The following is a 26,971-nucleotide window of genomic DNA, read 5'->3' as shown; positions in this document are numbered from 1 at the left end:
GAGTTGTCATAGCCCGGTCACCTGAAGGTTCTAAAGTAAGCACACACCTGAAGAGGAGACAGGCCATGTCCTTGCAAAACAGCAGCGAAGACAAGATTCAAGTGATCCGCACACAGCCACACCAGTCTCTGGGGTGCTCGATTATCGATGCCGATGGGCGTGAAGTACCGATCACTGAAGAGATGATCCAGAAAGCGTGCAGCGAACTGGAAAAGCGATTGGTCAAGCCTGCCGAACAAAAGTGATATAGCCACTGTCTTCTTGACCCGGTCCTGGTTGGCCGGGTTTTTTATGGGCGCTTTCTGGTGTTTGCGGTGCGGCCCTCGTGAGCAAGCTCGCCCCCACAGGTTTTGAGTCATCCACCCATTTAGCGAACGACCCAAGACGTGTGGGAGCGTGGCTTGCCCGCGATGGGGTCAGCCTGATATTCAGATGAGCGAAGCACCCAAAGCCACCACAATCTTGTGCAACTCAGCCGAATCCCCCTCAATCCGCACCTGCAACCCATCAATCTCCCGACGCGACGGGTAATATTTACGCAGCGCATCAAACGCCGCACGCTGCTCGCTCACACTGCCCACAAGGCTGCGGCGGAAATCCGCATCGTCACGGCGCGGGTCGTATACGCCACGGCACAGCATGGCCAGCGCCCACGCCGGATCAGCCTGCGCATGCAGGGTCACTTGCGACAACCACGGTGCCGGCAGCAGATCACTCAGGCTGACCTGAGCCGACTGTCCGAGAAACTCGCAATACGCCTGATAAATCTGCGCCGTACCGCGCTGTTTGCCATCAAGGCTGTAACCGGCAATGTGCGGCGTCGCCAGCACGCACAACTCCGCCAGCGCGACGTCGACCTCAGGTTCACCTTCCCAAACGTCGAGCACCGCTTGCAGGTCTTCGCGCTCAAGCAGCACCTGACGCAGCGCCGCGTTGTCGACTACCGGGCCACGACTCGCGTTGATCAGCCAGGTGCCGGGCTTGAGCCGGCCCAAGCGTTTTTTATCGAACAAATGCCAGGTCGACTGCGCGCCGTGCTTCTTTAACGGCGTGTGAAGGCTGATGACGTCGCACTGCTCGATGATCTGTTCAAGGCTGACGAAATCACCGCCTTCAGCCGCCTGCCGGGGCGGATCGCACACCAGCACGTTCCAGCCCAGACCTCGCAGGACCTTGACGAGACGACCGCCGACTTCGCCGGCACCGACCACGCCATACGTGCGCCGAGTCAGGTCAGCGCCTTCGATTTCAGCCAGGGTCAGTAGACTGCCGAGCACATAGTCGACCACGCCCCGCGCATTACAGCCGGGAGCGCTGGACCAAGTGATACCGGTTTGCTGAAAGTAGTCCAGATCCAGGTGATCGGTGCCGATGGTGCACGTACCGACAAAACGCACATTGCTGCCTTCAAGCAAGGCGCGATTGACGTTGGTCACCGAGCGGACCAGCAGCACATCGGCTTGCTCGACGGTGGCGCGGTCGATGGAACGTCCCGGTACCCGGCGGATTTCACCGAACCCTGAGAAGAAGGCATCGAGCAGCGGGATATTTTCGTCGGCAACAATCAGCATGGCAGGCTCCTTTGGCGGATCGGCAGTGTAGGCGGAGATGACCTTTGTGAGCCAGCAAGCATTGCGCAGGGAATCTCGCAACGTGGCGAATACGATTACAAATCCCTAACACAGGACTTTTCCTGACCACTGCGTCAGGGCGTAGAATGCATCGCCTTGCGCATCAACACCTTTGGACGTTTCGCCTTTGAATTCCGTGACTGACCGTCTTGCCGCTGCCACCCTCACCCGCCCGGCCCGGGTTCGCCTGGAGCTGAAAAACCTGCTCACCCTGGCGCTGCCGATCATGATCGCGCAACTGGCCACTACCGCCATGGGGTTCGTCGATGCGGTGATGGCGGGTCGGGTCGGGCCTCGGGATCTGGCGGCGGTGGCACTGGGCAACTCCATCTGGGTGCCGGTGTTTCTGCTGATGACCGGCACCTTGCTGGCCACCACGCCAAAAGTCGCCCAGCGCTTTGGCGCCGGCACCCACAGCGAAATCGGGCCGATTGTGCGTCAGGCACTGTGGCTCGCCCTGGTGGTGGGCTTGATGGCGACCGGCATGCTGTTCAGCGCCGAGCCGATCCTGCACATGATGAAGGTCGATCCCGAATTGATCGGTCCGTGCATGCAATACCTGCACGGCATCGCCAGTGGCTTGCCCGCCGTCGCCTTCTACCATGTGTTGCGCTGCTTCAGTGATGGCCTGGGCCGTACGCGTCCGGCGATGGTGCTGGGCCTGTGCGGGCTGGCGTTGAACATTCCACTCAATTACATCTTCATCTATGGTCACTTCGGTATGCCGGCCATGGGCGGGGTCGGCTGCGGTTGGGCCACGGCGATCGTGATGTGGGTGATGGCGCTGGGTATGGCCGGCTGGGAACGCTGGGCGCCGGCGTATCAGTCGAGCCAGTTGTTCGGCCGATTCGACTGGCCGCAATGGTCGGTGATCAAGCGTTTGCTGGGCATTGGCCTGCCGATCGGTATCGCGGTGTTCGCCGAGTCGAGCATCTTTGCAGTGATTGCGCTGCTGATCGGCAGCCTCGGCGCCACTGTGGTCGCCGGGCACCAGATCGCCCTGAACTTCAGCTCGCTCGTGTTCATGATCCCCTACTCCCTCGGCATGGCCGTGACGGTGCGGGTCGGCCAGTCCCTCGGTCGACAGGAACCACGCGAGGCGCGTTTTGCCGCAGGTGTCGGCATGGGCACGGCGCTGGCGTATGCCTGCCTGTCCGCGAGCTTGATGCTGTTGCTGCGCGAGCACATTGCAGCGATCTACACCGCTGACCCGACGGTGATTCGAGTGGCCGCGATGCTCATCGTGTACTCGGCGCTGTTCCAGTTTTCCGATGCGATCCAGGTGACGGCAGCCGGCGCGTTGCGCGGTTATCAGGACACGCGGGTGACGATGATCCTGACCCTGTTCGCCTACTGGGGGATTGGTTTGCCGGTGGGTTACGCGCTGGGCCTGACCGATTGGCTAGGTGCGCCAAGTGGCCCGAGCGGGCTGTGGCAAGGTTTGATCGTGGGCTTGAGCTGCGCGGCGCTGATGCTGTCAATCCGCCTGGCGCGCAGCGCACGCAAGCGGATTCGTATCAGTCATTCGGCGGGTTAAGCGAGTTTCTTGCGGATCCAGTACAGGTAGGTGCCTGCCTCTTCGTGCTGCGCCACCAGTTCATGGTCAAGAAACACGCAGAACTTTGGAATGTCGCGACGGGTCGACGGGTCGGTCGCGATCACCTTGAGCAGGCCGCCGGGCACCAGGTCACGGATGTGCTGGTGCAGCATCATCACGGGCTCCGGGCAGTTGAGCCCGGTGGCGTCGAGGGTGCCGTCTACCGGCGTATCAAGCATTTCACTCATGATTAACTCCTGAAACTGGCCGGCATTGTCGCGCATTGCCGGGTGCTAGGTCATCTGTGTCATTACACCGCACTTGTGAATGCAGGCTTTTGTGGGAGCCGGGCTTGCCCGCGATGCAGGCGACTCGGTCTGACGTCGAACCGGGTTGATGCCATCGCAGGCAAGCCAGCCCCCACAACAGTTCTTTCCCACAGGGTGTTGCGTGGATCAGCGCGACTTGGGTTTCTTCAGGTCGATCCGACGCAGGTGGCACGTCACTTCTTCTCGGTCGTGATACAGCTGCTTGCAGCCAATCTCAACCCGAATGCCCCGCTCCTTGAACCCATCAGCAATACGTTCCAGCAAGCGCTTCACTTCGGCATAACGCTGTTTCATCGGCAGTTTGAGGTTGACCACCGCTTCGCGGCAATGCCCCTCGCCAATCCACTCTTCGAGCATCGCGGCGTTGCGTGCTGGCTTCTCGACGATGTCGCAGACCATCCAGTCCACCGGCTGCCGGGGCTTGAAGGTGAAACCGTCAGCCATCAAGTGTTGCACCAGACCAGTCTCCATCAGGCTTTCGGCCATCGGGCCGTTGTCGATGGCCGTCACCAGCATCCCGCGGTTGACCAATTGCCAGGTCCAGCCGCCAGGTGCGGCGCCGAGGTCAACGCCGGTCATGTCACTGTGCAGACGCTCGTCCCACTGATCGCGCGGAATGAAGTGGTGCCAGGCCTCTTCCAGTTTCAACGTCGAGCGGCTGGGGGCTTCACGCGGGAACTTCAGGCGCGGAATGCCCATTGGCCACATCGCCGAATTGTTCGACTCGGCCAGGCCCATGAACACTTCACGGCCACTCTTGAACGTCAGCAGCAGGCGCGGTTTGTGCGCATCTTCCACCAATTTCCCAGCGGCCATCAGCGCCTTGCGCAGGTGCCCTTCAAACTTCTTGCAGAAGTTCGACAGTTCTTTGCCATCGTTGGTATCGACCATTTCCAGCCACAGGCTGCCGCACAGCGGAAAGTCCGCCATGTGCGCGAGAATCACGCTGATGCGGTCGGTTTCCGGCAGATCAATAAAGATTCCGCGCGCCCATTGGCGCGGGAAGATCAGCTCGGCGAAACGCTGACCACGCATCAGGCGCTCGGCGCCGTCTTCTTCGGTGCAGATGAACTCGGCGCAGGCGCTGGCGGCTTTGGCCTTGGCATAACCGGCCACGTTAAGGCGGGCAGCGTGTTCGGCAATCTCGGAACAGACTTCGCCTTCGAAGCCCGGCCGGCAATGCATAAAGAGGGTGTTCATTGAATCTCCTGGGCAATCGGCAATGAATCGATGCGCAAACTTGCCCTGTAGCAAAGCCTGTCACGAAAACCGGCGCATGATAGCCGAGTTCGGAACCTTGGACTTAACCATAGAGTCCAGTTATTAGCCTTAACGTCCAAACAAGGCTAGGTTAAGAGCTCTGTCCGTCCCGCCAGTCCGTCGCCGTGCGGACCAAAAGGAGTCATTTCAATGCCGTCCCTCGATAGCCTGAAAACCCTTAAAATCTTACAAGTTGACGACAAGACCTATCACTATTTCAGCTTGCCGGATGCCGCCAAGAGCTTGGGCGACCTCGACAAGCTGCCCATGTCGTTGAAAGTGCTGCTGGAAAACCTGCTGCGCTGGGAAGACGAAAAAACCGTCACCGGCGCCGACCTAAAGGCGATTGCCGCGTGGCTCAAAGAGCGTCGCTCCGACCGCGAAATCCAGTACCGCCCTGCCCGTGTATTGATGCAGGACTTTACCGGCGTTCCCGCCGTGGTCGACCTGGCCGCCATGCGCGCCGCCATGGCCAAGGCTGGCGGCGACCCGCAGCGCATCAACCCGCTGTCGCCGGTTGACCTGGTGATCGACCACTCGGTGATGGTCGACAAGTTCGCCAGTGCCAGCGCCTTCGAGCAGAACGTCGACATCGAGATGCAGCGTAATGGTGAGCGATACGCGTTCTTGCGTTGGGGCCAAAGTGCCTTCGACAACTTCAGCGTGGTGCCACCGGGCACCGGGATCTGCCACCAGGTCAACCTCGAATACCTCGGCCGCACCGTCTGGACCAAGGATGAAGACGGTCGTACCTTTGCCTTCCCCGACACGCTGGTCGGCACCGACTCCCACACCACCATGATCAACGGCCTCGGCGTGCTCGGCTGGGGCGTCGGCGGGATAGAAGCGGAAGCGGCGATGCTCGGCCAACCGGTGTCGATGCTGATTCCGGAAGTGATCGGCTTCAAACTCACCGGCAAGCTCAGGGAGGGGATCACCGCCACCGACCTGGTGCTGACCGTCACCCAGATGTTGCGCAAGAAAGGCGTGGTCGGCAAATTCGTCGAGTTTTACGGCGACGGTCTCGCCGACCTGCCATTGGCCGACCGCGCGACCATCGCCAACATGGCCCCTGAATACGGTGCCACTTGCGGCTTCTTCCCGGTGGACGACGTGACACTCGAGTATTTGCGTCTGTCCGGTCGACCGCCCGAAGTGGTCAAACTGGTAGAGGCTTATACCAAAGCCCAAGGCTTGTGGCGCTTGCCGGGCCAGGAACCGGTGTTCACCGACAGCCTGGCGCTGGACATGACCAGCGTCGAAGCCAGCCTCGCCGGCCCGAAACGCCCACAAGACCGTGTTTCCCTGCCCAATGTCGCGCAGGCGTTCACGGACTTCATCGACCTGCAATTCAAACCCACCAGCAAGGAAGTAGGACGTCTGGAAAGTGAGGGCGGCGGCGGTGTCGCGGTGGGCAACGCGGATCTGGCCGGTGAAGCCGATTACGAACACGGCGGTCAGACCTACCGATTGAAAAACGGTGCGGTGGTGATTGCCGCCATCACCTCCTGCACCAACACCTCCAACCCGAGCGTGATGATGGCGGCGGGCCTGGTGGCGAAAAAGGCTGTGGAAAAAGGCCTCAAGCGCAAACCGTGGGTCAAGAGTTCGCTCGCCCCAGGCTCCAAAGTGGTCACCGACTACTACAAGGCTGCCGGCCTGACCCAATACCTCGACGAACTGGGTTTTGCGCTGGTCGGCTACGGTTGCACCACCTGCATCGGCAACTCCGGTCCATTGGCGGAGCCGATTGAAAAAGCCATTCAGGCCGCCGACCTGACCGTTGCCTCGGTGTTGTCGGGCAACCGCAACTTTGAGGGGCGCGTGCATCCACTGGTGAAAACCAACTGGCTGGCCTCCCCGCCACTGGTCGTCGCCTATGCGCTGGCCGGTACCGTGCGCATCGACATCAGCAGTGAGCCGTTGGGCGACGACAAGGACGGCAATCCGGTGTACTTGCGAGACATCTGGCCGAGCAGCAAGGAAATTGCCGACTCCGTAAGTCAGGTCAACACGGCGATGTTCCACAAGGAATACGCCGAAGTGTTTGCCGGCGACGAGCAATGGCAAGCCATCCAGGTGCCGCAAGCGGCGACCTATGTGTGGCAGGACGATTCGACCTACATCCAGCATCCGCCGTTCTTCGACGACATCGGCGGCCCGCCGCCGGTGGTCAAGGACGTCGTCGGGGCCAGGGTGCTGGCGTTGCTGGGCGATTCGGTGACCACCGACCACATCTCCCCCGCCGGCAACATCAAGGCTGACAGCCCGGCCGGTCAGTACTTGCGCGACAAGGGTGTAGAACCGCGCGACTTCAACTCCTACGGTTCCCGTCGCGGCAACCATGAAGTGATGATGCGCGGCACCTTTGCCAACATTCGTATCCGCAACGAAATGCTCGGCGGTGAGGAAGGCGGCAACACCTTCTATATTCCCACGATGGAGAGAATGCCAATCTACGACGCAGCCATGCGTTATCAAACGTCGGGCACGCCGCTGGTGGTGATTGCCGGTCAAGAATACGGCACCGGCTCAAGCCGCGACTGGGCGGCCAAGGGCACCAACTTGCTGGGGGTGAAAGCCGTCATTGCCGAAAGCTTCGAACGGATTCACCGCTCCAACCTGGTCGGCATGGGCGTGTTGCCGTTGCAGTTCAAACTGGATCAAAACCGCAAGAGCCTGAACCTGACCGGCAAGGAAACCCTGGATATCCTTGGGTTGACCGGCGTTGAACTGACGCCGCGGATGAACCTGGCGCTGGTGATCACCCGTGAAGATGGCAGCAAGGAAAAGATCGACGTGCTGTGCCGGATCGATACGCTCAACGAGGTCGAGTACTTCAAGTCCGGAGGGATTTTGCATTACGTGTTACGTCAGTTGATAACATCGTAACCCCGTGCTGACAGAGACACCGCCTTCGGGCGGTGTTTTTGTTTGTGTCGCGAGCGTCCCTATAATCACCGCGCTTTGGCATGCCCAAGACAAAACCTTGTGGGAGCCGGCCGCAGCATTTCGCCCGATAAGGATGTTCAATGATCGCCCTGCCATGGACCTACCTGGCCCTTCTCTCCCTTGGCTTCGGCCTCGCTCTGACCTACGGCCAACTCAGCTGGCTGGCCTTGATCACCATCGTCCTGCTGATAGTGGCCGGCGCAGCCGTTCGCCAACAAAAACTCCCGATCGCCCGCTACCTCGGTCACGGTCTGTTCATCATCCTGGCCATGGCGCTGGCGATGCACTGGCTCCCGGGCTTCTTCAACGGCCGCGCGATCGCCCCCCATCGCCTCACCCATGATGCCGTGACGTTTGCCATGTACCTGAATCAGGACAAACCGCTGATCGGTTTCTGGCTGCTGTTGGTTTGCCCATGGATTGTCGGCCGGCGCTCCTGGCGCCTTGGCGTTTACGCCACTGCCCTCGCCCTGACGCTAAGTGCCGCATTGGCCTTCGGTGGAGCGCTGTGGCTGGGCATGATCAGTTGGGCGCCGAAATGGCCGGATCAGGCCTGGCTATGGATATTGAACAATCTGTTGCTGGTCACGCTGGTCGAGGAAGCGCTATTTCGCGGTTACATCCAGGGGGGTCTGAGTCGTGCCTTCAAGCAACTGTCTTGCGGTGAAAACCTCGCCCTGCTGCTGGCCTCGTTACTGTTTGGGCTGGTGCACGCGGGTGCTGGCTGGGAATGGGTGTTGCTGACGGGCCTCGCCGGTATCGGTTACGGCCTGGCCTATCGTTACGGCGGCTTGGGCGCAGCCATCGCCACCCACTTCAGTCTGAACCTGCTGCACTTCGCGCTGTTCACCTATCCGATGCTCGCGGGCTGAGGCAATGCGCGTTTTGCGACGCAGTGCTGATTATTTAAAAATAATTTCAACTAATTCCTGACACCGCCGACAACCTTTCAAAGCCTTGCGGATTGAAACAGCCATGCGTAACAACCAGCCCACTACCCAACGCGAACGGACCTTCCCGGCACAGCAGCGGTTGATTTCGACCACCGATGCCAAGGGGATGATCACCTACTGCAACGACGCGTTCGTCGAGATCAGCGGGTTTTCTCGTGAGGAACTGATCCGTGCGCCGCACAACCTGGTCCGTCACCCCGACGTACCGGCCGAGGTGTTCGCGCACATGTGGGGCACTCTGAAACAAGGCTTGCCATGGATGGGCATCGTCAAGAATCGCTGCAAGAACGGTGATCACTATTGGGTCAACGCCTACGTGACACCGGTGTTCGAAGGCAACCAGGTGATCGGCTACGAGTCGGTGCGGATCAAACCCACCACCGAACAGATCCAGCGTGCCGAAGCGCTCTACCAACGCATCAACCAAGGCAAGTCCGCCATTCCATCGACTGATAAATGGCTGCCGGTGCTTCAGGACTGGCTGCCGTTCGTTCTGGTCAGCCAATTGAGCTTCGTGATCGGCGCCACGCTGACGTCGCAGTGGGGCTTTGCCTTGGCGGCAGGCCTGTCGGTGCCATTGGGCCTGATGGGTTTGAGCTGGCAACAGCGCGGACTCAAGCGCCTGTTACGCCTGGCCGAACAGACCACGTCCGACCCGCTCATCGCGCAGATGTACACCGACAGCCGCGGCGCTCAGGCGCGCCTGGAAATGTCGATCCTCAGTCAGGAAGCTCGCCTGAAAACTTGCCTGACCCGTCTGCAGGACACCGCTGAGCACCTGACCGAACAAGCAAAACAGTCTGATACCCTGGCGCACAAAAGCTCCAGCGGCCTGGAACGTCAACGCGTCGAAACCGAACAAGTGGCCACTGCCGTCAACCAGATGGCCGCTACCACCCAGGAAGTCGCCAGCCACGTACAGCGCACCGCCGACGCCACCCAGGAAGCCAATCGCCTGACCGGTCGCGGCCGCGACATCGCCGGGGAAACACGCGAAGCCATCCAGCGCCTGTCGGTAGTGGTCGGTGAAACCGGCCTGACCGTGACTCAACTGGCCAAGGACAGCGATGAAATTGGCGGCGTGGTCGATGTGATCAAAGGCATCGCCGACCAGACCAACCTGCTGGCCTTGAACGCCGCCATCGAAGCGGCCCGCGCCGGTGAGATGGGCCGTGGTTTTGCGGTAGTGGCAGACGAAGTTCGCCAACTGGCGCAACGCACCAGCGAATCCACCGGGCAGATTCACGCCCTGATCGCCAAGTTGCAGCAGACCGCCAGCACCGCCGTTCAAACCATGGAAGCCGGGCATCGTCAGGCCGAAGAAGGCGTGGCGCGGGTACTGGAGGCGGATCAGGCACTGGTGGGGATCAGCGAAGCGGTGGCCAACATCACCGACATGACCACCCAGATTGCGGCGGCGACTGAAGAGCAGAGTGCGGTGGCTGAGGAGATCAGCCGCAACATCAGCAATATTTCGCAACTGGCTGACCAGACCTCGGAACAAGCGCAGAACTCGGCGTTGTTGAGTGAAGAGCTGACGAAAACCGCGAATACCCAATATTCGTTGGTGGAGCGGTTTAACCGCTGATTGTTGCTGGAATGAAAAAACCCGGACAGTGGAAGCTTCCGGGTTTTTTGTTGTCTGTCAGATCGCGATGAGGCAATGTGCCGCGCCACAAAAATCACCGAAGGAATGAGGCTACCTTCTGCGCCGCAACCGCCAAATGCTGCTCATGCGTAAACCCGGAAACCTTCAGCGGCTTCAAATCATGATCCCCCGCTCCCAGCCAAAACACCTCAATACTCGGCGATAGGTCGTAAGCCTCGACCGCCTCACGATTACCCAGCGCATCCCGCTCGCCCTGCACAATCAACGTCCGCGTCTTCAGCCCGGCCAGATGCTCAACCCGAGGTTTCTGCGGTTTGCCAACCGCATAAAACGGATAACCCAGACACACCAACGCATCCGCACTCAGCTCATCCGCGAGCAAACTCGCCATCCGCCCGCCCATGGACTTACCGCCAATGGCCAGGCGCCCAGTGACATGGCGTCGCACCAGAGCATGCACCACACGCCAACACTCCAGCAGTTTCGGTGCGGGATTGGGCGGACGCTTGCCCCCATCCACACGCCGCTGCGCCATGTACGGAAACTCGAAGCGCAGCACGTTGACGCCTTGATCGGCGAGGCGTGCGGCCATGTCGTTCATCCAGGCACTGTCCATCGGCGCACCGGCACCGTGAGCGAGGATCAGCGTCGGCGACCCCGCTGTCGAAGCGGCATTCCACAGCCATCCATGTTCCCGCACGCACTGCGCCCATTGATCCCCGTCAATACCGGCCTTGTGCTGATTGTCCATGCTTGCCTCGCTTTTAGTCTGCCTATAACTCCGGCCGAAGGAAGCGTCATTGCCTTGCGCAGATGACTTCACTTCAGCTGAACCGTGGATGGGGAACCATGAACACTTCTATCAGTACCGCCTACAACTACAAGGTGGTCCGCCAATTCGCCATTATGACGGTGGTGTGGGGCATCGTCGGCATGGGCCTCGGGGTTTTTCTCGCGGCCCAGTTGGTCTGGCCCGAACTCAACTTCAATTTGCCGTGGACCAGTTTCGGGCGGTTGCGCCCACTGCACACCAACGCGGTGATCTTCGCGTTCGGCGGTTGCGCGCTGTTCGCCAGTTCGTTCTATTCGGTGCAACGCACCTGCCAGACCCAATTGTTCGCGCCGAAGATTGCCGCGTTCTGCTTCTGGGGCTGGCAACTGGTGATCCTGTTGGCGGCCATCAGCCTGCCGCTGGGCTACACCAGTTCCAAGGAATACGCCGAGCTGGAATGGCCAATCGACATTTTGATCACCATCGTCTGGGTCGCCTACGCCATCGTGTTCTTCGGCACGCTGGCCAAGCGCAAGACCAAACACATCTACGTCGGCAACTGGTTCTTCGGTGCGTTCATCATCACCGTGGCGATTTTGCATATCGTCAATAACCTTGAGTTGCCGGTGAGTTTCACTAAGTCCTACTCGGTGTATTCCGGTGCGACGGACGCCATGGTCCAGTGGTGGTACGGCCATAACGCCGTAGGCTTTTTCCTCACCGCCGGTTTCCTCGGGATGATGTACTACTTCGTGCCGAAACAGGCCGAGCGTCCGGTGTATTCCTATCGCCTGTCGATCGTGCACTTCTGGGCGCTGATCACCCTGTACATCTGGGCCGGCCCGCACCACTTGCACTACACCGCGCTGCCGGACTGGGCACAGTCGCTGGGCATGGTGATGTCCTTGATCCTGCTGGCGCCAAGCTGGGGCGGGATGATCAACGGCATGATGACGCTCTCGGGCGCCTGGCATAAGTTGCGCAGCGACCCGATCCTGCGCTTCCTCGTGGTGTCGCTGGCGTTCTACGGCATGTCGACCTTCGAAGGGCCGATGATGGCGATCAAGACCGTGAACGCCCTCTCCCACTACACCGACTGGACCATCGGCCACGTTCACGCCGGGGCACTCGGCTGGGTGGCGATGATTTCCATCGGCGCGCTGTACCACATGATCCCGAAAATCTTTGGCCGTGAGCAGATGCACAGCATCGGCCTGATCAACGCGCACTTCTGGCTCGCCACCATCGGCACCGTGCTCTATATCGCCTCGATGTGGGTCAACGGCATCGCCCAGGGCTTGATGTGGCGTGCGATCAACGAAGACGGCACGCTGACCTACTCCTTCGTCGAAACCCTGGTGGCCAGCCACCCAGGCTTCATCGTGCGACTGGTGGGCGGGGCGATCTTCCTCAGCGGCATGTTCCTGATGGCTTACAACACTTGGCGCACCGTACGGGCCTCGCAGCCTGCCGACGTCGCCGCTGCCGCGCAGATGGCTTGAGGAGTCCGCCATGAAACACGAAACAATCGAGAAAAACGTCGGCCTGTTGCTGTTGTTGATGGTGCTGGCCGTGAGCATCGGCGGCCTGACCCAGATCGTCCCGTTGTTCTTTCAGGACGTGACCAACAAACCGGTGGAAGGCATGAAGCCCTACACCGCCTTGCAACTGGAAGGTCGCGACATTTACATCCGCGAAGGGTGCGTCGGTTGCCACTCGCAGATGATCCGCCCGTTCCGGGCCGAGACCGAACGCTATGGCCACTATTCGGTCGCCGGGGAAAGCGTCTGGGATCACCCGTTCCTCTGGGGCTCGAAACGCACCGGCCCTGACCTGGCCCGGGTCGGCGGTCGCTACTCGGAAGACTGGCATCGCGCGCACTTGTACAACCCGCGCAACGTGGTGCCGGAATCGAAAATGCCCGCCTACCCATGGCTGGTGGCCAATCAACTCGACAGCAGCCACACCGAAACCAAGATCCGCGCCATGCGCACCTTGGGCGTGCCGTACACCGACGATGACATTGCCGGGGCCACCGCTTCGATCAAGGGCAAGACCGAAATGGACGCTTTGGTCGCTTACCTGCAAGTGCTCGGCACTGCCATCAAGAGCAAGAGGTGAGCGATGGTCATTGAATTGAGCAGTGGAATGATTCGCGGCCTGGGCACGGTCGTGGTGTTTGTGGCCTTCGTCGGCCTGACGCTGTGGGTGTTCAACAGCAAGCGCAACCCGGAATTTGCCGAAGCGCGCCTGCTGCCGTTCGCCGACGAGCCCAAACCTGACGACGCCACCCAAGAACCTGAAACAAGGAGTACCCGGCCATGACCACCTTTTGGAGTACGTGGATCTGCGTGCTGACCCTCGGCAGCCTGATCGGCCTGACCTGGCTGCTGATCGGCACCCGCAAGGGCGAAACCAAGGGCAGCGTCGACCAGACCATGGGCCATAGCTTCGACGGCATCGAGGAGTACGACAACCCGTTGCCGCAGTGGTGGTTCATGCTGTTCGCCGGCACGCTGGTGTTTGCCGTGGGTTATCTGATTCTTTACCCGGGCCTGGGTAATTGGAAAGGCATCCTGCCGGGCTATGAAAATGGCTGGACTGGCGTGCACGAATGGGAAAAGGAGATGGACAAGGCCGACGCGAAGTTCGGGCCGATCTTCGCCAAATTTGCTGCGATGCCCGTGGAAGAGGTGGCCAAGGATCCGCAAGCACTGAAAATGGGCGGGCGCCTGTTTGCGTCCAACTGCTCGGTGTGCCACGGCTCGGACGCCAAGGGTGCATTTGGTTTCCCGAACCTGGCGGACAGCAATTGGCGCTGGGGCGGTACGGCCGACACGATCAAAACCACGATCATGGGCGGGCGCATGGCCGCGATGCCGGCCTGGGGTGAAATTCTCGGCGAGACCGGCGTGAAGAATGTCGCCGCGTATGTGCGACATGACCTGGCCGGCCTGCCGTTGCCTGCCGACAGCGGCGCCGACCTGCAAGCGGGACAGCAACTGTTCAGCACCACCTGCGTAGCCTGTCATGGGGCAAACGGCCAGGGCACTGAAGCCATGGGCGCGCCGAACCTGACGCACCCGGCCGGTTTTATTTACGGTACAAGCCTGGCGCAACTGCAACAGACCATTCGCCATGGCCGCCAGGGCCATATGCCGGCGCAGAACGAATTGCTCGGCAACGATAAGGTGCAATTGCTGGCCGCTTACGTGTACAGCTTGTCGCACGGTGCCGGCACCGAGCGTTTGCAGGCTGAAGGCAAGCAGGAATAATTCTCGACCGCTCTGCTGCCGCATTCTCCCGGATGCGGCAGTTCCCTGCCTCTTTGCGACCCATTGTCGCACCCTCCCCTTGCTCTTTCTTTCGGTTCACCAGATTCGGGTCTAAGCTTGCTCGGTGCGGACTGGCATGAGCCGGTTCCAGGTCCTTTTTAGCCGATGTGTTCGACGATTCTGTTCGATGACAAGCCGCAAAGGCTGGTAGATACCGGCTGTCGCGCCCATTGCCGTCGGTCACTCGATCGTCGCGTTTGAACACACCCAGTTACAACTGACCGGACCCCCTCCTCATTTTCGTCCGCTGCGACATTTTGCCCTTGGGTGATTTTGTCCTTACGCGGCGCATGGAAAGGCCGCAGAATCAGCTTTTGAAAGCATTGACCCAGGTCATGGCGCGTTGCAATGACCCCCTGCTTTCTCCATACTTGCGGCCGATTTTTACTCCTAATAAAACACCCAAACCGTGGAACCTTAGAATGAGCACAGCAATCAGTCCGACTGCTTATAACTATAAGGTAGTCCGCCAGTTCGCCATCATGACGGTGGTCTGGGGGATCCTTGGCATGGGGCTCGGTGTCTTCATCGCCTCACAGCTCGTATGGCCGGAATTGAACTTCGGTCTGCCGTGGACGACTTTTGGACGCTTACGCCCGTTGCACACCAACCTGGTGATTTTTGCCTTCGGTGGTTGTGCACTGTTTGCCACTTCTTATTACGTCGTGCAGCGAACCTGCCAAACGCGACTGATTTCCGACAGCCTCGCGGCCTTCCACTTCTGGGGATGGCAAGCGGTGATCATCGGCGCAATCGTTACCTTGCCGTTGGGTTACACCACCACCAAGGAATACGCGGAACTGGAATGGCCCCTGGCTATTCTGCTGGCCATCGTCTGGGTCGTTTACGGTCTGGTGTTCTTCGGCACCATCGTCAAGCGCAAGACCAAGCACATCTATGTGGGTAACTGGTTCTACGGCGCGTTCATCGTCGTCACCGCGATGCTGCACATCGTCAACCACATGTCGCTGCCGGTCAGCCTGTTCAAGTCCTACTCGGCCTACTCGGGTGCGACTGACGCGATGATCCAGTGGTGGTACGGCCACAACGCCGTAGGTTTCTTCCTGACCACCGGCTTCCTGGGGATGATGTACTACTTCGTTCCGAAGCAGGCCGAGCGTCCGATCTACTCCTATCGCCTGTCGATCGTGCACTTCTGGGCGCTGATTACCCTGTACATCTGGGCCGGTCCGCACCACTTGCACTACACCGCGCTGCCGGACTGGGCTCAATCCCTGGGCATGGCAATGTCGATCATCCTGCTGGCTCCGAGCTGGGGCGGCATGATCAACGGCATGATGACCCTCTCGGGCGCCTGGCATAAGCTGCGCACCGACCCGATCCTGCGCTTCCTGGTCGTGTCGCTGGCGTTCTACGGCATGTCGACCTTCGAAGGCCCGATGATGGCCATCAAGACCGTCAACTCGCTGTCTCACTACACCGACTGGACCATCGGCCACGTACACGCTGGTGCCTTGGGCTGGGTAGCGATGATCTCGATCGGCGCGATCTACCACATGATCCCGAAACTGTTCGGTCGTGCGCAGATGCACAGCGTTGGCCTGATCAATACGCACTTCTGGCTCGCGACCATCGGTACTGTTCTGTACATCGCTTCGATGTGGGTCAACGGCATTACCCAAGGCCTGATGTGGCGTGCAATCAACGATGACGGGACCCTCACCTACTCGTTCGTCGAAGCGCTGCAAGCCAGCCACCCTGGCTACATTGTCCGTGCCCTGGGCGGTGCGTTCTTTGCCAGCGGCATGCTGTTCATGGCCTACAACGTATGGCGTACCGTACGTGCCTCGAACCCGGCTGAAGCCGAAGCCGCCGCTCAGATTGCTGTAGTTGGAGCTCACTGATGAAGCATGAAGCAGTCGAGAAGAATATTGGCCTGCTGGCCTTCTTCATGGTTATCGCCGTCAGCATCGGCGGCCTGACCCAGATCGTTCCGCTGTTTTTCCAGGACGTCACGAACAAGCCGGTCGAAGGCATGAAGCCTCGCCCTGCGCTTGAAGTCGAAGGACGCGACGTCTTCATCGCCAACGGTTGTGTCGGCTGCCACTCGCAGATGATCCGCCCGTTCCGTGCTGAAACCGAACGCTACGGCCACTACTCGGTCGCCGGTGAAAGCGTCTGGGACCACCCGTTCCTGTGGGGTTCCAAGCGTACCGGTCCGGACCTGGCCCGCGTCGGCGGTCGTTACTCCGATGACTGGCAGCGTGCGCATTTGTACAACCCGCGCAACGTAGTGCCTGAGTCGAAAATGCCGGCCTATCCATTCCTCGTGGAAAACAAGCTCGACGGCAAAGACACCGCCAAGAAACTGGAAGTCTTGCGCACGCTCGGCGTCCCTTACACCGACGAAGACATCGCCGGCGCCAAGGATGCTGTGAAGGGCAAAACCGAAATGGACGCGCTGGTGGCCTATCTGCAAGGCCTGGGCACCATCATCAAAAGCAAACGGTGATTTAGATGGATATCGGGATGATTCGTGGCCTGGGCACCGTTGTCGTGATGGTGGCCTTCATCGGTCTGGCGTTGTGGGTGTTCAGCCCCAAGCGCAAGTCGGAGTTTGAAGACGCGACCTTGCTGCCTTTCGCGGATGATCCCGAAGCCATCAAGCACGTCGAGCAAGCTTCTAGGAGTAACAAAGAATGACTACGTTCTGGAGTCTGTACGTCACAGTCCTCAGTCTCGGCACCATCTTCGCCTTGACCTGGCTGCTGCTGTCCACCCGTAAGGGTCAGCGCGCCGAGCAGACGGAAGAAACGGTTGGCCACTCCTTCGACGGGATCGAGGAGTACGACAACCCACTGCCAAAATGGTGGTTCATGCTGTTCGTGGGCACCATCATTTTCGCGCTGGGCTACCTGGTCCTGTACCCGGGCCTGGGCAACTGGAAAGGCCTGCTGCCGGGCTACAACTACCTCGACACAGAGAAGCAGACCGCGTTCGCCAACGGCCAGACCGGCTGGACCGGCGTTCACGAGTGGGAAAAGGAAATGGCCAAGTCCGACGCCAAATTCGGCCCGATCTTCGCCAAATTCGCCTCCATGCCTATCGAAGAAGTCGCCAAAGACCCTCAGGCCCTGAAGATGGGCGGCCGCCTGTTCGCCTCCAACTGCTCGGTCTGCCACGGCTCCGACGCCAAGGGCGCTTATGGCTTCCCGAACCTGACCGACGCCGACTGGCGCTGGGGCGGCGAGCCGGAAACCATCAAGACCACCATCATGGGTGGCCGCCACGCGGTCATGCCGGCGTGGGCTGACGTGATCGGCGAGCAAGGCGTTTCCGATGTCGCTGCCTTTGTCCTGACCAACCTCGATGGCCGCAAACTGCCGGAAGGCACCAAGGCTGACCCGGTTGCCGGCCAGAAGCTGTTCGCTGCCAACTGCGTGGCTTGCCACGGTCCTGAAGGCAAAGGTACGCCAGCGATGGGTGCCCCTAACCTGACCCACCCGGCCGCGTTCATCTACGGTTCGAGCTTCGCTCAACTGCAGCAGACCATCCGTTATGGCCGTCAGGGTCAGATGCCGGCGCAAGAACAGCTGCAAGGCAACGACAAGGTTCACTTGCTGGCCGCTTACGTCTACAGCCTGTCTCACGGTGAGAAGGCTCCGGCGGCAGACGCCCAGTAAGACAAACGCCTGAAGCAACAAAAAACGGCCCCGCCAATGAGAATTGGCGGGGCCGTTTTGCTTGAGCAGCATTATTCATGGGCTTTAACCTGGCGACGTATTAAACATTCTTGGTCATTTCATGAAACAGGATTGACGGCTCGGCCAGGAAAAGTCGTCCATAATTCACAAGTCAATTGATTCAAGTCATTACACCGTCCGTTGATTTTCACCAACGTGACCAAAGGTCGCACCCCTGTGCTAGAGCTTCAGGCGTATCATTGCGCCACTGCAACACCCCTTTTGACCGCGGTTGGCATGCACTGACCGGGGCATTTTTCCACTGCCGTGGGATGCAATGATGAGCAACCAGATTCCGGTACACGACGTCACGCCGCCTGCCAAAGACGCGAAACAAACCGTCGACCTCTACGCCTCTAGAGAAAAGATCTATACCCGCGCCTTCACTGGCCTGTTCCGCAATCTGCGGATGATGGGCGGCGCGTTTTTGTTTCTGCTGTATTTCGGCACGGTGTGGCTGAACTGGGGCGGCCATCAAGCTGTCTGGTGGAACTTGCCGGAGCGTAAGTTCTTTATTTTTGGCGCGACCTTCTGGCCCCAGGATTTCATCCTGCTGTCGGGGATTCTGATCATCAGTGCCTTCGGCCTGTTCTTCATTACCGTCTACGCCGGTCGCGTGTGGTGCGGCTACACCTGCCCGCAGAGTGTCTGGACGTGGATTTTCATGTGGTGTGAAAAGGTCACCGAAGGCGATCGCAACCAGCGCATCAAGCTCGACAAAGCGCCGATGAGCGCCAACAAATTCCTGCGCAAGCTCAGCAAACATTCAATGTGGCTGCTGATCGGTTTTGTCACCGGCCTGACCTTCGTCGGTTACTTCTCACCGATCCGCGAACTGGTGTTCGACTTCTTCACCGGCGAAGCGGATGGCTGGTCGTATTTCTGGGTCGGGTTCTTCACCCTCGCCACCTACGGCAATGCCGGCTGGTTGCGCGAGCAGGTGTGCATTTACATGTGCCCGTACGCGCGTTTCCAGAGTGTGATGTTCGACAAGGACACCCTGATCGTTTCCTACGATCCGCGCCGCGGCGAGTCCCGTGGCCCGCGCAAGAAAGGCATCGACTACAAGGCTCAAGGCCTGGGCGACTGCATCGACTGCACGATGTGCGTCCAGGTTTGCCCGACCGGCATCGACATCCGCGACGGCCTGCAAATCGAGTGCATCGGTTGCGCCGCCTGTATCGACGCCTGCGACGCCATCATGGACAAGATGGACTACCCGCGCGGCCTGATCAGCTACACCACCGAGCACAACCTGTCCGGGCAAAAAACCCATAAACTGCGTCCCCGCCTGATTGGCTATGCCGTGGTGCTGCTGGCGATGATCTCGTTGCTGATCACCGCGTTCTTCATGCGCTCGCTGGTCGGTTTCGACGTCAGCAAAGACCGTGTGCTGTACCGCGAGAACGCCGAGGGCCGGATCGAAAACGTCTACAGCCTGAAGATCATGAACAAGGATCAGCGCGACCACACCTACGTGCTGGAAGCCACCGGCCTGCCGGACCTCAAGCTGCAAGGCAAGCGCGAGATCAAAGTCGCCGCCGGGGAAATTTTCAGCCAGCCGGTGGAACTGTCCAGTGCACCGGAACAATTGCCGTCGAGCACCAACGAGGTGAAATTCATCCTCAAGGATGCCGATGACAACAGCATTCATGTTGAAGCCAAGAGCCGATTCATCGGCCCACAAATTCGTTGAGAGAAGTGATCATGCCCGCAGCAACTGCCGCAAGTCCCTGGTACAAGCACCTTTGGCCGTGGATCATCATCGGGATTCTGGCCTGCTCGGTGACCCTGACCCTGTCCATGGTGACCATCGCGGTGAACAACCCGGACAACCTGGTGAATGACAACTATTACGAGGCGGGAAAAGGCATCAACCGCTCGCTCGACCGCGAATTGCTGGCCCAGACCCTGCTGCTCCGCGCCAGCGTGCATCTGGATGGTGTGACCGGTGAAGTCGACCTGCACTTGAGCGGCAACAGCCAACCGAAAACCCTCGAACTGAATCTGATTTCGCCAACGCAACCGGAGAAGGATCGCAAGATCACCCTCGCCCACAGCGACACGGAACAGGGCCGCTACATTGGTCAACTGAGCGACAAGGTCGAAGGCCGTCGCTTTGTGGAACTGCTGGGCGTCGAGGGCGACAAGACCTGGCGCCTGTTCGAAGAAGAACAGGTCAGCCATGACAAGGATCTGCTGCTGGGCGATGAGCCGCTGCAAGGCGCGGAAGACCTGAAAAAGTAGGCCTACCCTGATCGTTCCCACGCTCTGCGTGGGAAACGCAGCCGGGGACGCTCTGCGTCCCAGCCGAAGCGGACGCGGAGCGTCCGGGGAGGCATTCCCACGCAGAGCGTGGGAACGATCATCGGACAACACCCTGTGAAAACCCCATGACCACTCCAACCCCCTGCTACCACTGCGCCCTGCCCGTCCCGGCCGGCAGCCGCTTCACCGCGGCGGTCCTGGGTGACACCCGCGAGTTCTGCTGCCCGGGTTGTCAGGCCGTGGCCGAGGCGATTGTGGCGGGCGGATTGGAAAGCTATTACCAGCATCGCAGCGAGTCATCGGCCAACCCCGAAGCCTTGCCGGTGCAGTTGGTGGACGAACTGGCGTTATACGACCGCGCCGACGTACAGGCCCCCTTCGTTCGCCACGACGGCGACCTCGCCGAAACCACCCTGTTGATGGAAGGCATCAGTTGCGCCGCGTGCGGCTGGTTGATCGAGAAACACCTGCGCGGTTTGCCGGCGGTGGCCGAAGCACGCCTGAACCTGTCCAACCATCGCTTGCACGTACGCTGGGCCGACGCGCAATTGCCGTTGAGCCAGGTCCTCAGTGAGCTGCGCCAAATCGGTTACGCCGCCCACCCTTATCAAGCCGACCGCGCCAGCGAACAACTGGCCAGCGAAAACCGTCTGGCCCTGCGCCAACTCGGTGTGGCCGGGCTGCTGTGGTTCCAGGCGATGATGGCGACGATGGCCACCTGGCCGGAATTCAACATCGACCTCAGCCCCGAACTGCACACCATTCTGCGTTGGGTTGCGCTGTTCCTGACCACGCCTATCGTGTTCTACAGCTGCGCACCGTTCTTCAAAGGGGCCATGCGCGACGTGCGCACCCGCCATCTGACCATGGACGTGTCAGTGTCGCTGGCGATTGGCAGCGCCTACCTCGCCGGAATCTGGACCTCGATCAGCGGCGTCGGTGAGCTGTATTTCGACGCGGTCGGGATGTTTGCACTGTTCCTGCTCGCCGGTCGCTATCTGGAACGCCGCGCCCGAGAGCGTACTGCCGCCGCAACCGCACAGCTTGTCAATCTATTGCCCGCTTCATGCCTGCGCCTGAGCGCGGATGGCCAGAGCGAACGGATCCTGCTCAGCGAATTGCGCGTCGGCGATCAGGTGCTGGTACACCCTGGCGCGATTCTGCCGGCGGACGGCAAGATCCTCGACGGCCAGTCGAGCATCGATGAATCGCTGCTGACCGGTGAATACCTGCCGCAGCCGAGAATGCCAGGCGACGCAGTGACCGCAGGCACACTGAACGTTGAAGGCGCGTTGACCGTGCAGGTGTTGGCGCTGGGCCAGGACACCCGACTGTCCGCCATCGTCCGCCTGCTGGATCGCGCACAAGCCGAAAAGCCGCGCCTGGCGGAAATCGCCGACCGCGCCGCGCAGTGGTTTTTGCTGCTGTCGCTGATTGCCGCTGCCGCCATTGGCCTGTTGTGGTGGGAACTCGATTCTTCGCGCGCCTTCTGGATCGTCCTGGCGATGCTCGTCGCGACCTGCCCGTGCGCGTTGTCCCTCGCCACACCAACCGCGCTCACCGCCGCCACTGGCACGCTGCACAAGCTTGGCCTGTTGCTGACGCGCGGCCATGTGCTGGAAGGCTTGAACCAGATCGACACGGTGATCTTCGACAAGACCGGCACCCTGACTGAAGGGCGCCTCGCTCTACGTTCAATCCGCCCGCTGGCCGCACTCGACAGTGACCAATGCCTGAGCCTGGCGGCCGCGCTGGAAAACCGCTCCGAACATCCGATCGCCCGCGCCTTTGGCCGCGCGCCACTGGCCGCCGAAGAAGTCCACAGCACACCGGGCCTGGGGCTTGAAGGCCTGGTTGGCGTGCACCGCCTGCGCATTGGCCAGCCGGGGTTTGCCTGCGAACTCAGTGGTGCAGCGGTGCCTTCGATGCCCGATGAAGCGGGCCAATGGCTGCTGCTCGGCGACACTCAGGGGCCTCTGGCGTGGTTTGTCCTCGACGACCGTTTGCGCACCGATGCACCGGCGCTGCTGCAAGCCTGCAAGGCGCGTGGCTGGCGAACCTTGCTGCTGTCCGGCGACAGCTCGCCGATGGTCGCCAGCGTCGCCGCGGAACTGGGTATCGACGAGGCACGTGGCGGTTTACGTCCAGACGATAAATTGCGAGTCCTGCAACAATTGCACAAGGAAGGCCGCAAGGTGTTGATGCTCGGTGACGGGGTCAACGACGTACCGGTATTGGCCGCTGCCGACATCAGTGTGGCGATGGGCTCGGCCACCGACCTGGCGAAAACCAGCGCCGATGCCGTGTTACTGTCCAACCGTCTCGACGCGCTGGTGCAAGCCTTCAGCCTGGCTCGGCGCACCCGCCGGGTAATCATCGAGAACCTGCTGTGGGCCGGGTTGTACAATGGCCTCATGTTGCCGTTCGCCGCCCTCGGCTGGATCACTCCGGTGTGGGCCGCCGTCGGCATGTCGATCAGTTCGTTGACCGTGGTGCTCAATGCCCTGCGCCTGACTCGCTTGCCGAGCATGCCAGCCGCCAGCGCCACGCCAGAAACCCGCCCGCTGCCGGCCTGAGCCGCGCGGGCATGGAGTCCACCCATGCCAGCTCTTTACGTGATGATCCCGGCCGCGCTGCTGATCGTGGCCATCGCTGTCTACATCTTCTTCTGGGCGGTCGACAGCGGTCAGTACGATGACCTCGACGGCCCGGCCCACAGCATTCTGTTCGACGACCAGGACCCGGCCCACAAGGCTGCGGTCGACGAAGCCAGCGGCCATCCGGCCAAACCCGACGACAAGGCGCCACCTCATGCTTGAATTGGCGCCACTGCTGGTGTCTGCGGTGATACTCGGCTTGCTCGGTGGCGGCCATTGCCTGGGCATGTGCGGCGGCTTGATGGGCGCGTTGACCCTGGCGATTCCCAAGGAACAACGCAGCCGACGCTTTCGCTTGCTGCTGGCCTACAACCTGGGACGCATCCTCAGCTATGCCACCGCCGGCCTGCTGATCGGCCTGGCCGGCTGGGCCGTGGCGAATAGCCCGGCAGCGATGTTTATGCGGGTCATCGCCGGTCTGCTGCTGATCGCCATGGGCTTGTACCTCGCCGGCTGGTGGAGCGGCCTGACCCGCATCGAAAGCCTGGGTCGCGGCCTGTGGCGGCATATCCAGCCGATTGCCAACACACTGCTGCCGGTGTCGAGCCTGCCCCGCGCCTTGCTGCTGGGCGCGCTCTGGGGCTGGCTGCCGTGCGGGTTGGTTTACAGCACATTGCTGTGGTCGGCGAGTCAGGGCAATGCACTGGACAGCGCTTTGTTGATGCTCGCATTCGGCCTGGGCACCTGGCCGGTATTGCTCGCCACGGGCCTGGCGGCTGAACGGGTAACGGCGTTGCTGCGCAAACGCAGCGTGCGCATGGCCGGCGGGTTGCTGGTGATCCTGTTCGGCCTCTGGACCTTGCCGGGGCCGCATCAGCATTGGTTGATGGGTCACTGACCTTGTGGCGAGAGGGCAAGCCCCTCGCCACAAAAACCGCCTAAACCACCAAACACTCTTGATACAAATCAAGATGCCCCAACGCCTCCCCCCCTAGACTCGCTAACACTGCAAGCCTATCCGGGGGAACGCCCGCATGATGCTCGACGCCATTCGTTGGGACACTGATCTGATCCGCCGTTATAACGTGGCGGGACCGCGTTACACCTCTTACCCGACCGCGGTGCAATTCCACAGTCAGGTCGGCTCGTTCGACCTGTTCCATGCGCTGCGCGACAGCCGCAAGGCCCTGCGCCCGTTGTCGCTGTACGTGCATGTGCCGTTCTGCGCGAACATTTGCTACTACTGCGCCTGCAACAAAGTCATCACCAAGGATCGCGGCCGCGCCCTGCCCTACTTGCAGCGTCTTGAGCAGGAAATCCAGCTGATCGCCTGTCACCTCGACCCGGCGCAGAAGGTCGAGCAATTACACTTCGGCGGCGGCACCCCGACGTTTCTCAGCCACGATGAACTGCGCCAGTTAATGGCTCATTTACGCAAAAGCTTTAACTTGCTGGACGATGATTCCGGCGACTACGGCATCGAGATCGACCCTCGCGAAGCCGACTGGTCAACCATGGGCCTGCTGCGCGAACTGGGTTTCAATCGTGTCAGCATTGGCCTGCAAGACCTCGACCCGGCCGTGCAACGGGCGGTCAATCGCCTGCAAAGCCTGGAAGAAACCCGCGCGGTGATCGATGCGGCCCGGACCCTGCAATTTCGATCGATCAACATCGACCTGATCTACGGCTTGCCCCGGCAGACGCCCGAAAACTTCGCCCGCACGGTGGACGAAGTGATCAACCTGCAACCGGACCGACTCTCGGTGTTCAACTACGCGCACCTGCCCGAACGCTTCATGCCACAGCGACGCATCAACAGCGACGAACTGCCGACACCGGCGCAGAAGCTGGAAATGCTCCAGCGCACCATCGAGCAACTGACCACGGCCGGTTATCGCTACATCGGCATGGACCACTTCGCCCTGCCGGACGATGAACTGGCGATTGCTCAGGAAGAAGCGACCCTGCAGCGTAACTTTCAGGGTTACACCACTCATGGCCATTGCGATTTGATCGGTCTGGGGGTGTCCGCCATCAGCCAGATCGGTGATCTGTACTGCCAGAACACCAGCGACCTGGCTCAATACCAGAACACCCTGGCTACGGGTCAACTGGCCACCAGTCGCGGCCTGGTGTGCAACGCTGATGATCGCCTGCGGCGGGCGGTGATACAGCAGCTGATCTGCACGTTCAGCCTGGAATTCGTCGATATCGAGCAGGCATTCAACATCGACTTTCGTGGGTACTTCGGCCAATTGTGGCCGCAGTTGCTGACCATGGCCGATGACGGCTTGATCAGCCTGGACAATGAACGAATCAATGTGCTGCCGGCCGGTCGCTTGCTGGTACGTTCGGTATGCATGGTGTTCGATGCTTATTTGCAGCAACTCAACCACCAACGATTTTCCCGGGTGATCTAGTGCTTCATCGCCAGGGAGACGGATGTCAGCATTTACGCGAGACCACCAAACATCACGCTGTATCGTGGCGTGACAATATCTGCACAAACTGGCCCGAACGCCATCCAGTGGGTTACCCTTACGTCTTATGTGTGTTTTCCCACAAGGATTGAAGAAATGTCCGAGCCAGTCAAACTGCGTGCTCATAACCAGGCCCATTGCAAGGATTGCAGCCTCGCGCCCCTGTGTTTACCGCTGTCTCTGAACCTGGAGGACATGGACGCGCTGGACGACATCGTCAAGCGTGGCCGTCCGCTGAAAAAAGGTGAGTTCCTGTTTCGCCAGGGCGACACCTTCGATTGCGTCTATGCAGTGCGCTCCGGTGCCCTCAAGACGTTCAGCCTGAGCGACAGCGGTGAAGAGCAGCTCACCGGTTTCCACCTGCCGAGTGAACTGGTAGGCCTGTCGGGCATGGACACTGAAATGCACCCCGTTTCCGCGCAAGCCCTGGAAACCACCTCAGTGTGCGAAATCCCTTTCGATCGCCTCGACGAACTGTCCGTGCAACTGCCACAACTGCGTCGCCAGTTGATGCGCGTCATGAGTCGCGAGATTCGCGACGATCAACAAATGATGTTGCTGCTGTCGAAAAAAACCGCCGACGAACGCATCGCCACCTTTCTGGTCAACCTCTCGGCACGTTTCCGTGCCCGCGGTTTCTCGGCCAACCAGTTCCGCCTGAGCATGTCGCGCAACGAAATCGGCAATTACCTGGGTCTGGCGGTCGAAACCGTGTCCCGCGTGTTCACCCGCTTCCAGCAGAACGAATTGATTGCCGCCGAAGGCAAGGAAATTCACATCCTCGATCCGATCCAGCTCTGTGCGTTGGCCGGCGGCTCTCTCGAAGGCTGATTTGTAACCAATGGGGCTGAGCGAATCGGTTCAGCCGCCGTTATACTGCGACGTTTGCAGCCTGCCAGGACACCTCGACGATGGTCTTCGACTCCTTCGACATCAAATCCCTGATCCGCCCCGTGATCGACTTCCCCAAGCCGGGCGTGATCTTTCGTGACATCACGCCGTTGTTCCAGTCACCCACGGCGCTGCGCCTGGTGATGGACAGCTTTGCCCATCGCTACGTCGAGGCCGACTTCACCCACATCGGGGCGATGGACGCGCGTGGCTTCCTGATCGGTTCGGTGCTGGCGTATCAGTTGAACAAGCCGCTGGTGCTGTTTCGCAAGCAAGGCAAATTGCCGGCCGACGTGTTGGCCGAGGGTTACGCGACCGAATACGGCGAAGCGTTCCTCGAAGTCCACGCCGACAGCCTGTGCGAAGGCGATTCGGTGGTGATGTTCGATGACCTGATCGCCACGGGCGGCACGCTGATTGCGGCGGCGAACCTGATTCGGCGCATGGGCGCACGTGTTCATGAGGCGGCGGCGATTATTGATCTGCCGGAGCTGGGTGGGTCGCAGCGGTTGGAAGACATGGGCATTCCTACGTTCTGCCTGACGCAGTTTGCGTTGACTGACAAGTAAGCGGCGCACTCACTGACGCCTTCGCGAGCAAGCCCGCTCCTACGTTTGATCTTTGTCATGCACAAAATTTGTGTGCGCCGCAGA

At 60.4% G+C, this 26,971-nt stretch carries 25 protein-coding genes; 21 read left to right on the top strand and 4 right to left on the bottom strand.

Features of this window, described 5'->3' with window-relative positions; genetic code table 11:
• Positions 1-65: 65 nt before the first annotated feature.
• Complete coding sequence (locus NL116_RS10180) at positions 66-245, top strand: PA1571 family protein (protein WP_494377049.1); 180 nt, start codon at positions 66-68, stop codon at positions 243-245.
• A 183-nt stretch (positions 246-428) separates the two neighbouring features.
• Here the strand turns inward: NL116_RS10180 and pdxB are convergent, their stop codons facing one another.
• The gene (gene pdxB, locus NL116_RS10175; protein WP_494377048.1) at positions 429-1,571 is read right to left on the bottom strand and encodes a 4-phosphoerythronate dehydrogenase PdxB; all 1,143 of its coding nucleotides are present in this window, start codon (positions 1,569-1,571) and stop codon (positions 429-431) included.
• 187 nt (positions 1,572-1,758) lie between these two features.
• Here pdxB and NL116_RS10170 point away from each other — a divergent pair, with 187 nt between their 5' ends.
• Positions 1,759-3,168: an MATE family efflux transporter gene (locus tag NL116_RS10170; protein WP_494377047.1), complete on the top strand. Its 1,410-nt coding sequence runs from the start codon at positions 1,759-1,761 to the stop codon at positions 3,166-3,168.
• Here NL116_RS10170 and tusA read toward each other — a convergent pair.
• Positions 3,165-3,416: a sulfurtransferase TusA gene (gene tusA / locus NL116_RS10165; protein ID WP_007945068.1), complete on the bottom strand. Its 252-nt coding sequence runs from the start codon at positions 3,414-3,416 to the stop codon at positions 3,165-3,167. The genes NL116_RS10170 and tusA overlap by 4 nt on opposite strands.
• Positions 3,417-3,623: 207 nt before the next feature.
• Entirely contained in the window at positions 3,624-4,697 is a 1,074-nt protein-coding gene (rlmM, locus tag NL116_RS10160; protein WP_494377046.1) for a 23S rRNA (cytidine(2498)-2'-O)-methyltransferase RlmM, read from the bottom strand.
• Between the two features lie 210 nt (positions 4,698-4,907).
• On the opposite strand from rlmM, the gene acnA reads away from it, so the two are divergent.
• The 3 genes from acnA (at position 4,908) to NL116_RS10145 (ending at position 10,250) form a co-directional block, all read left to right on the top strand.
• Positions 4,908-7,649, top strand: a complete 2,742-nt coding sequence (gene acnA / locus NL116_RS10155) for an aconitate hydratase AcnA (RefSeq protein ID WP_494377045.1) — start codon at positions 4,908-4,910, stop codon at positions 7,647-7,649.
• Between the two features lie 140 nt (positions 7,650-7,789).
• Positions 7,790-8,581, top strand: a complete 792-nt coding sequence (locus tag NL116_RS10150; RefSeq protein WP_494377044.1) for a CPBP family intramembrane glutamic endopeptidase — start codon at positions 7,790-7,792, stop codon at positions 8,579-8,581.
• A gap of 103 nt (positions 8,582-8,684) precedes the next feature.
• The gene (locus NL116_RS10145) at positions 8,685-10,250 is read left to right on the top strand and encodes a methyl-accepting chemotaxis protein (RefSeq protein ID WP_494377043.1); all 1,566 of its coding nucleotides are present in this window, start codon (positions 8,685-8,687) and stop codon (positions 10,248-10,250) included.
• A gap of 94 nt (positions 10,251-10,344) precedes the next feature.
• On the opposite strand, the gene NL116_RS10140 is transcribed toward NL116_RS10145, so the two are convergent.
• On the bottom strand, positions 10,345-11,022 hold the full coding sequence (locus NL116_RS10140) for an alpha/beta family hydrolase (protein ID WP_494377042.1): 678 nt from the start codon (positions 11,020-11,022) through the stop codon (positions 10,345-10,347).
• 98 nt (positions 11,023-11,120) lie between these two features.
• On the opposite strand from NL116_RS10140, the gene ccoN (NL116_RS10135) reads away from it, so the two are divergent.
• The 16 genes from ccoN (NL116_RS10135) to NL116_RS10060 all read left to right on the top strand — a co-directional run bounded on the left by ccoN (NL116_RS10135) (position 11,121) and on the right by NL116_RS10060 (position 26,887).
• Positions 11,121-12,545 (top strand): cytochrome-c oxidase, cbb3-type subunit I, encoded by a 1,425-nt coding sequence (gene ccoN, locus NL116_RS10135; protein WP_140667107.1) that lies wholly within the window; start codon positions 11,121-11,123, stop codon positions 12,543-12,545.
• A 10-nt stretch (positions 12,546-12,555) separates the two neighbouring features.
• The gene (gene ccoO / locus NL116_RS10130; RefSeq protein ID WP_494377041.1) at positions 12,556-13,164 is read left to right on the top strand and encodes a cytochrome-c oxidase, cbb3-type subunit II; all 609 of its coding nucleotides are present in this window, start codon (positions 12,556-12,558) and stop codon (positions 13,162-13,164) included.
• 3 nt (positions 13,165-13,167) lie between these two features.
• Positions 13,168-13,368, top strand: coding sequence for a cbb3-type cytochrome oxidase subunit 3 (locus tag NL116_RS10125; RefSeq protein WP_494377040.1), 201 nt, complete (start codon positions 13,168-13,170; stop codon positions 13,366-13,368).
• Complete coding sequence (ccoP, locus tag NL116_RS10120) at positions 13,365-14,318, top strand: cytochrome-c oxidase, cbb3-type subunit III (RefSeq protein ID WP_494377039.1); 954 nt, start codon at positions 13,365-13,367, stop codon at positions 14,316-14,318. The genes NL116_RS10125 and ccoP (NL116_RS10120) overlap by 4 nt, the downstream gene beginning before the upstream one ends.
• Before the next feature lie 482 nt (positions 14,319-14,800).
• Positions 14,801-16,243, top strand: a complete 1,443-nt coding sequence (gene ccoN, locus NL116_RS10115; RefSeq protein WP_140667111.1) for a cytochrome-c oxidase, cbb3-type subunit I — start codon at positions 14,801-14,803, stop codon at positions 16,241-16,243.
• Positions 16,243-16,851 carry a cytochrome-c oxidase, cbb3-type subunit II gene (gene ccoO / locus NL116_RS10110; RefSeq protein WP_054054085.1) on the top strand — a complete coding sequence of 203 codons (609 nt, stop codon included), beginning with the start codon at positions 16,243-16,245 and terminating at the stop codon, positions 16,849-16,851. Before ccoN (NL116_RS10115) ends, ccoO (NL116_RS10110) begins: the two co-directional genes overlap by 1 nt.
• A gap of 5 nt (positions 16,852-16,856) precedes the next feature.
• Positions 16,857-17,042: a CcoQ/FixQ family Cbb3-type cytochrome c oxidase assembly chaperone gene (locus NL116_RS10105; RefSeq protein ID WP_003175465.1), complete on the top strand. Its 186-nt coding sequence runs from the start codon at positions 16,857-16,859 to the stop codon at positions 17,040-17,042.
• Positions 17,039-18,022, top strand: a complete 984-nt coding sequence (ccoP, locus tag NL116_RS10100; RefSeq protein WP_494377038.1) for a cytochrome-c oxidase, cbb3-type subunit III — start codon at positions 17,039-17,041, stop codon at positions 18,020-18,022. Before NL116_RS10105 ends, ccoP (NL116_RS10100) begins: the two co-directional genes overlap by 4 nt.
• A gap of 340 nt (positions 18,023-18,362) precedes the next feature.
• Positions 18,363-19,778 carry a cytochrome c oxidase accessory protein CcoG gene (ccoG, locus tag NL116_RS10095; protein WP_494377037.1) on the top strand — a complete coding sequence of 472 codons (1,416 nt, stop codon included), beginning with the start codon at positions 18,363-18,365 and terminating at the stop codon, positions 19,776-19,778.
• Positions 19,779-19,789: 11 nt separating this feature from the next.
• Entirely contained in the window at positions 19,790-20,329 is a 540-nt protein-coding gene (locus NL116_RS10090) for a FixH family protein (RefSeq protein WP_027921713.1), read from the top strand.
• A 146-nt stretch (positions 20,330-20,475) separates the two neighbouring features.
• Positions 20,476-22,926: a heavy metal translocating P-type ATPase gene (locus tag NL116_RS10085; RefSeq protein ID WP_494377036.1), complete on the top strand. Its 2,451-nt coding sequence runs from the start codon at positions 20,476-20,478 to the stop codon at positions 22,924-22,926.
• A 24-nt stretch (positions 22,927-22,950) separates the two neighbouring features.
• Positions 22,951-23,169, top strand: a complete 219-nt coding sequence (ccoS, locus tag NL116_RS10080) for a cbb3-type cytochrome oxidase assembly protein CcoS (RefSeq protein ID WP_027921715.1) — start codon at positions 22,951-22,953, stop codon at positions 23,167-23,169.
• Positions 23,162-23,845, top strand: coding sequence for a sulfite exporter TauE/SafE family protein (locus NL116_RS10075; protein WP_494377035.1), 684 nt, complete (start codon positions 23,162-23,164; stop codon positions 23,843-23,845). Before ccoS ends, NL116_RS10075 begins: the two co-directional genes overlap by 8 nt.
• A 139-nt stretch (positions 23,846-23,984) precedes the next feature.
• A complete protein-coding gene (hemN, locus tag NL116_RS10070; RefSeq protein WP_494378032.1) occupies positions 23,985-25,367 on the top strand; it encodes an oxygen-independent coproporphyrinogen III oxidase in 1,383 nt (460 codons plus the stop codon).
• 156 nt (positions 25,368-25,523) lie between these two features.
• The gene (fnr, locus tag NL116_RS10065; RefSeq protein WP_494377034.1) at positions 25,524-26,258 is read left to right on the top strand and encodes a fumarate/nitrate reduction transcriptional regulator Fnr; all 735 of its coding nucleotides are present in this window, start codon (positions 25,524-25,526) and stop codon (positions 26,256-26,258) included.
• Between the two features lie 80 nt (positions 26,259-26,338).
• Entirely contained in the window at positions 26,339-26,887 is a 549-nt protein-coding gene (locus NL116_RS10060; RefSeq protein ID WP_027921719.1) for an adenine phosphoribosyltransferase, read from the top strand.
• Positions 26,888-26,971: the final 84 nt, after the last annotated feature.

It is taken from the genome of Pseudomonas sp. FBCC-B1667 (genome assembly GCF_059133255.1).
This window is presented reverse-complemented; position numbering and strand designations above follow the sequence as displayed.

Bases quoted from the DNA above. Each gene is read 5' to 3' on its own strand.
- hemN (WP_494378032.1), top strand. From the start codon at position 23,985: ATGCTCGACGCCATTCGTTGGGACACTGATCTGATCCGCCGTTATAAC.
- NL116_RS10105 (WP_003175465.1), top strand. From the start codon at position 16,857: ATGGATATCGGGATGATTCGTGGCCTGGGCACCGTTGTCGTGATGGTG.
- fnr (WP_494377034.1), top strand. From the start codon at position 25,524: ATGTCCGAGCCAGTCAAACTGCGTGCTCATAACCAGGCCCATTGCAAG.
- ccoP (WP_494377039.1), top strand. From the start codon at position 13,365: ATGACCACCTTTTGGAGTACGTGGATCTGCGTGCTGACCCTCGGCAGC.
- NL116_RS10150 (WP_494377044.1), top strand. From the start codon at position 7,790: ATGATCGCCCTGCCATGGACCTACCTGGCCCTTCTCTCCCTTGGCTTC.
- NL116_RS10090 (WP_027921713.1), top strand. From the start codon at position 19,790: ATGCCCGCAGCAACTGCCGCAAGTCCCTGGTACAAGCACCTTTGGCCG.
- pdxB (WP_494377048.1), bottom strand. From the start codon at position 1,571: ATGCTGATTGTTGCCGACGAAAATATCCCGCTGCTCGATGCCTTCTTC.
- ccoP (WP_494377038.1), top strand. From the start codon at position 17,039: ATGACTACGTTCTGGAGTCTGTACGTCACAGTCCTCAGTCTCGGCACC.
- ccoN (WP_140667107.1), top strand. From the start codon at position 11,121: ATGAACACTTCTATCAGTACCGCCTACAACTACAAGGTGGTCCGCCAA.
- ccoS (WP_027921715.1), top strand. From the start codon at position 22,951: ATGCCAGCTCTTTACGTGATGATCCCGGCCGCGCTGCTGATCGTGGCC.
- rlmM (WP_494377046.1), bottom strand. From the start codon at position 4,697: ATGAACACCCTCTTTATGCATTGCCGGCCGGGCTTCGAAGGCGAAGTC.
- acnA (WP_494377045.1), top strand. From the start codon at position 4,908: ATGCCGTCCCTCGATAGCCTGAAAACCCTTAAAATCTTACAAGTTGAC.
- NL116_RS10145 (WP_494377043.1), top strand. From the start codon at position 8,685: ATGCGTAACAACCAGCCCACTACCCAACGCGAACGGACCTTCCCGGCA.
- NL116_RS10140 (WP_494377042.1), bottom strand. From the start codon at position 11,022: ATGGACAATCAGCACAAGGCCGGTATTGACGGGGATCAATGGGCGCAG.
- NL116_RS10125 (WP_494377040.1), top strand. From the start codon at position 13,168: ATGGTCATTGAATTGAGCAGTGGAATGATTCGCGGCCTGGGCACGGTC.
- NL116_RS10075 (WP_494377035.1), top strand. From the start codon at position 23,162: ATGCTTGAATTGGCGCCACTGCTGGTGTCTGCGGTGATACTCGGCTTG.
- ccoO (WP_494377041.1), top strand. From the start codon at position 12,556: ATGAAACACGAAACAATCGAGAAAAACGTCGGCCTGTTGCTGTTGTTG.
- ccoG (WP_494377037.1), top strand. From the start codon at position 18,363: ATGAGCAACCAGATTCCGGTACACGACGTCACGCCGCCTGCCAAAGAC.
- NL116_RS10085 (WP_494377036.1), top strand. From the start codon at position 20,476: ATGACCACTCCAACCCCCTGCTACCACTGCGCCCTGCCCGTCCCGGCC.
- ccoO (WP_054054085.1), top strand. From the start codon at position 16,243: ATGAAGCATGAAGCAGTCGAGAAGAATATTGGCCTGCTGGCCTTCTTC.
- NL116_RS10180 (WP_494377049.1), top strand. From the start codon at position 66: ATGTCCTTGCAAAACAGCAGCGAAGACAAGATTCAAGTGATCCGCACA.
- NL116_RS10060 (WP_027921719.1), top strand. From the start codon at position 26,339: ATGGTCTTCGACTCCTTCGACATCAAATCCCTGATCCGCCCCGTGATC.
- ccoN (WP_140667111.1), top strand. From the start codon at position 14,801: ATGAGCACAGCAATCAGTCCGACTGCTTATAACTATAAGGTAGTCCGC.
- tusA (WP_007945068.1), bottom strand. From the start codon at position 3,416: ATGAGTGAAATGCTTGATACGCCGGTAGACGGCACCCTCGACGCCACC.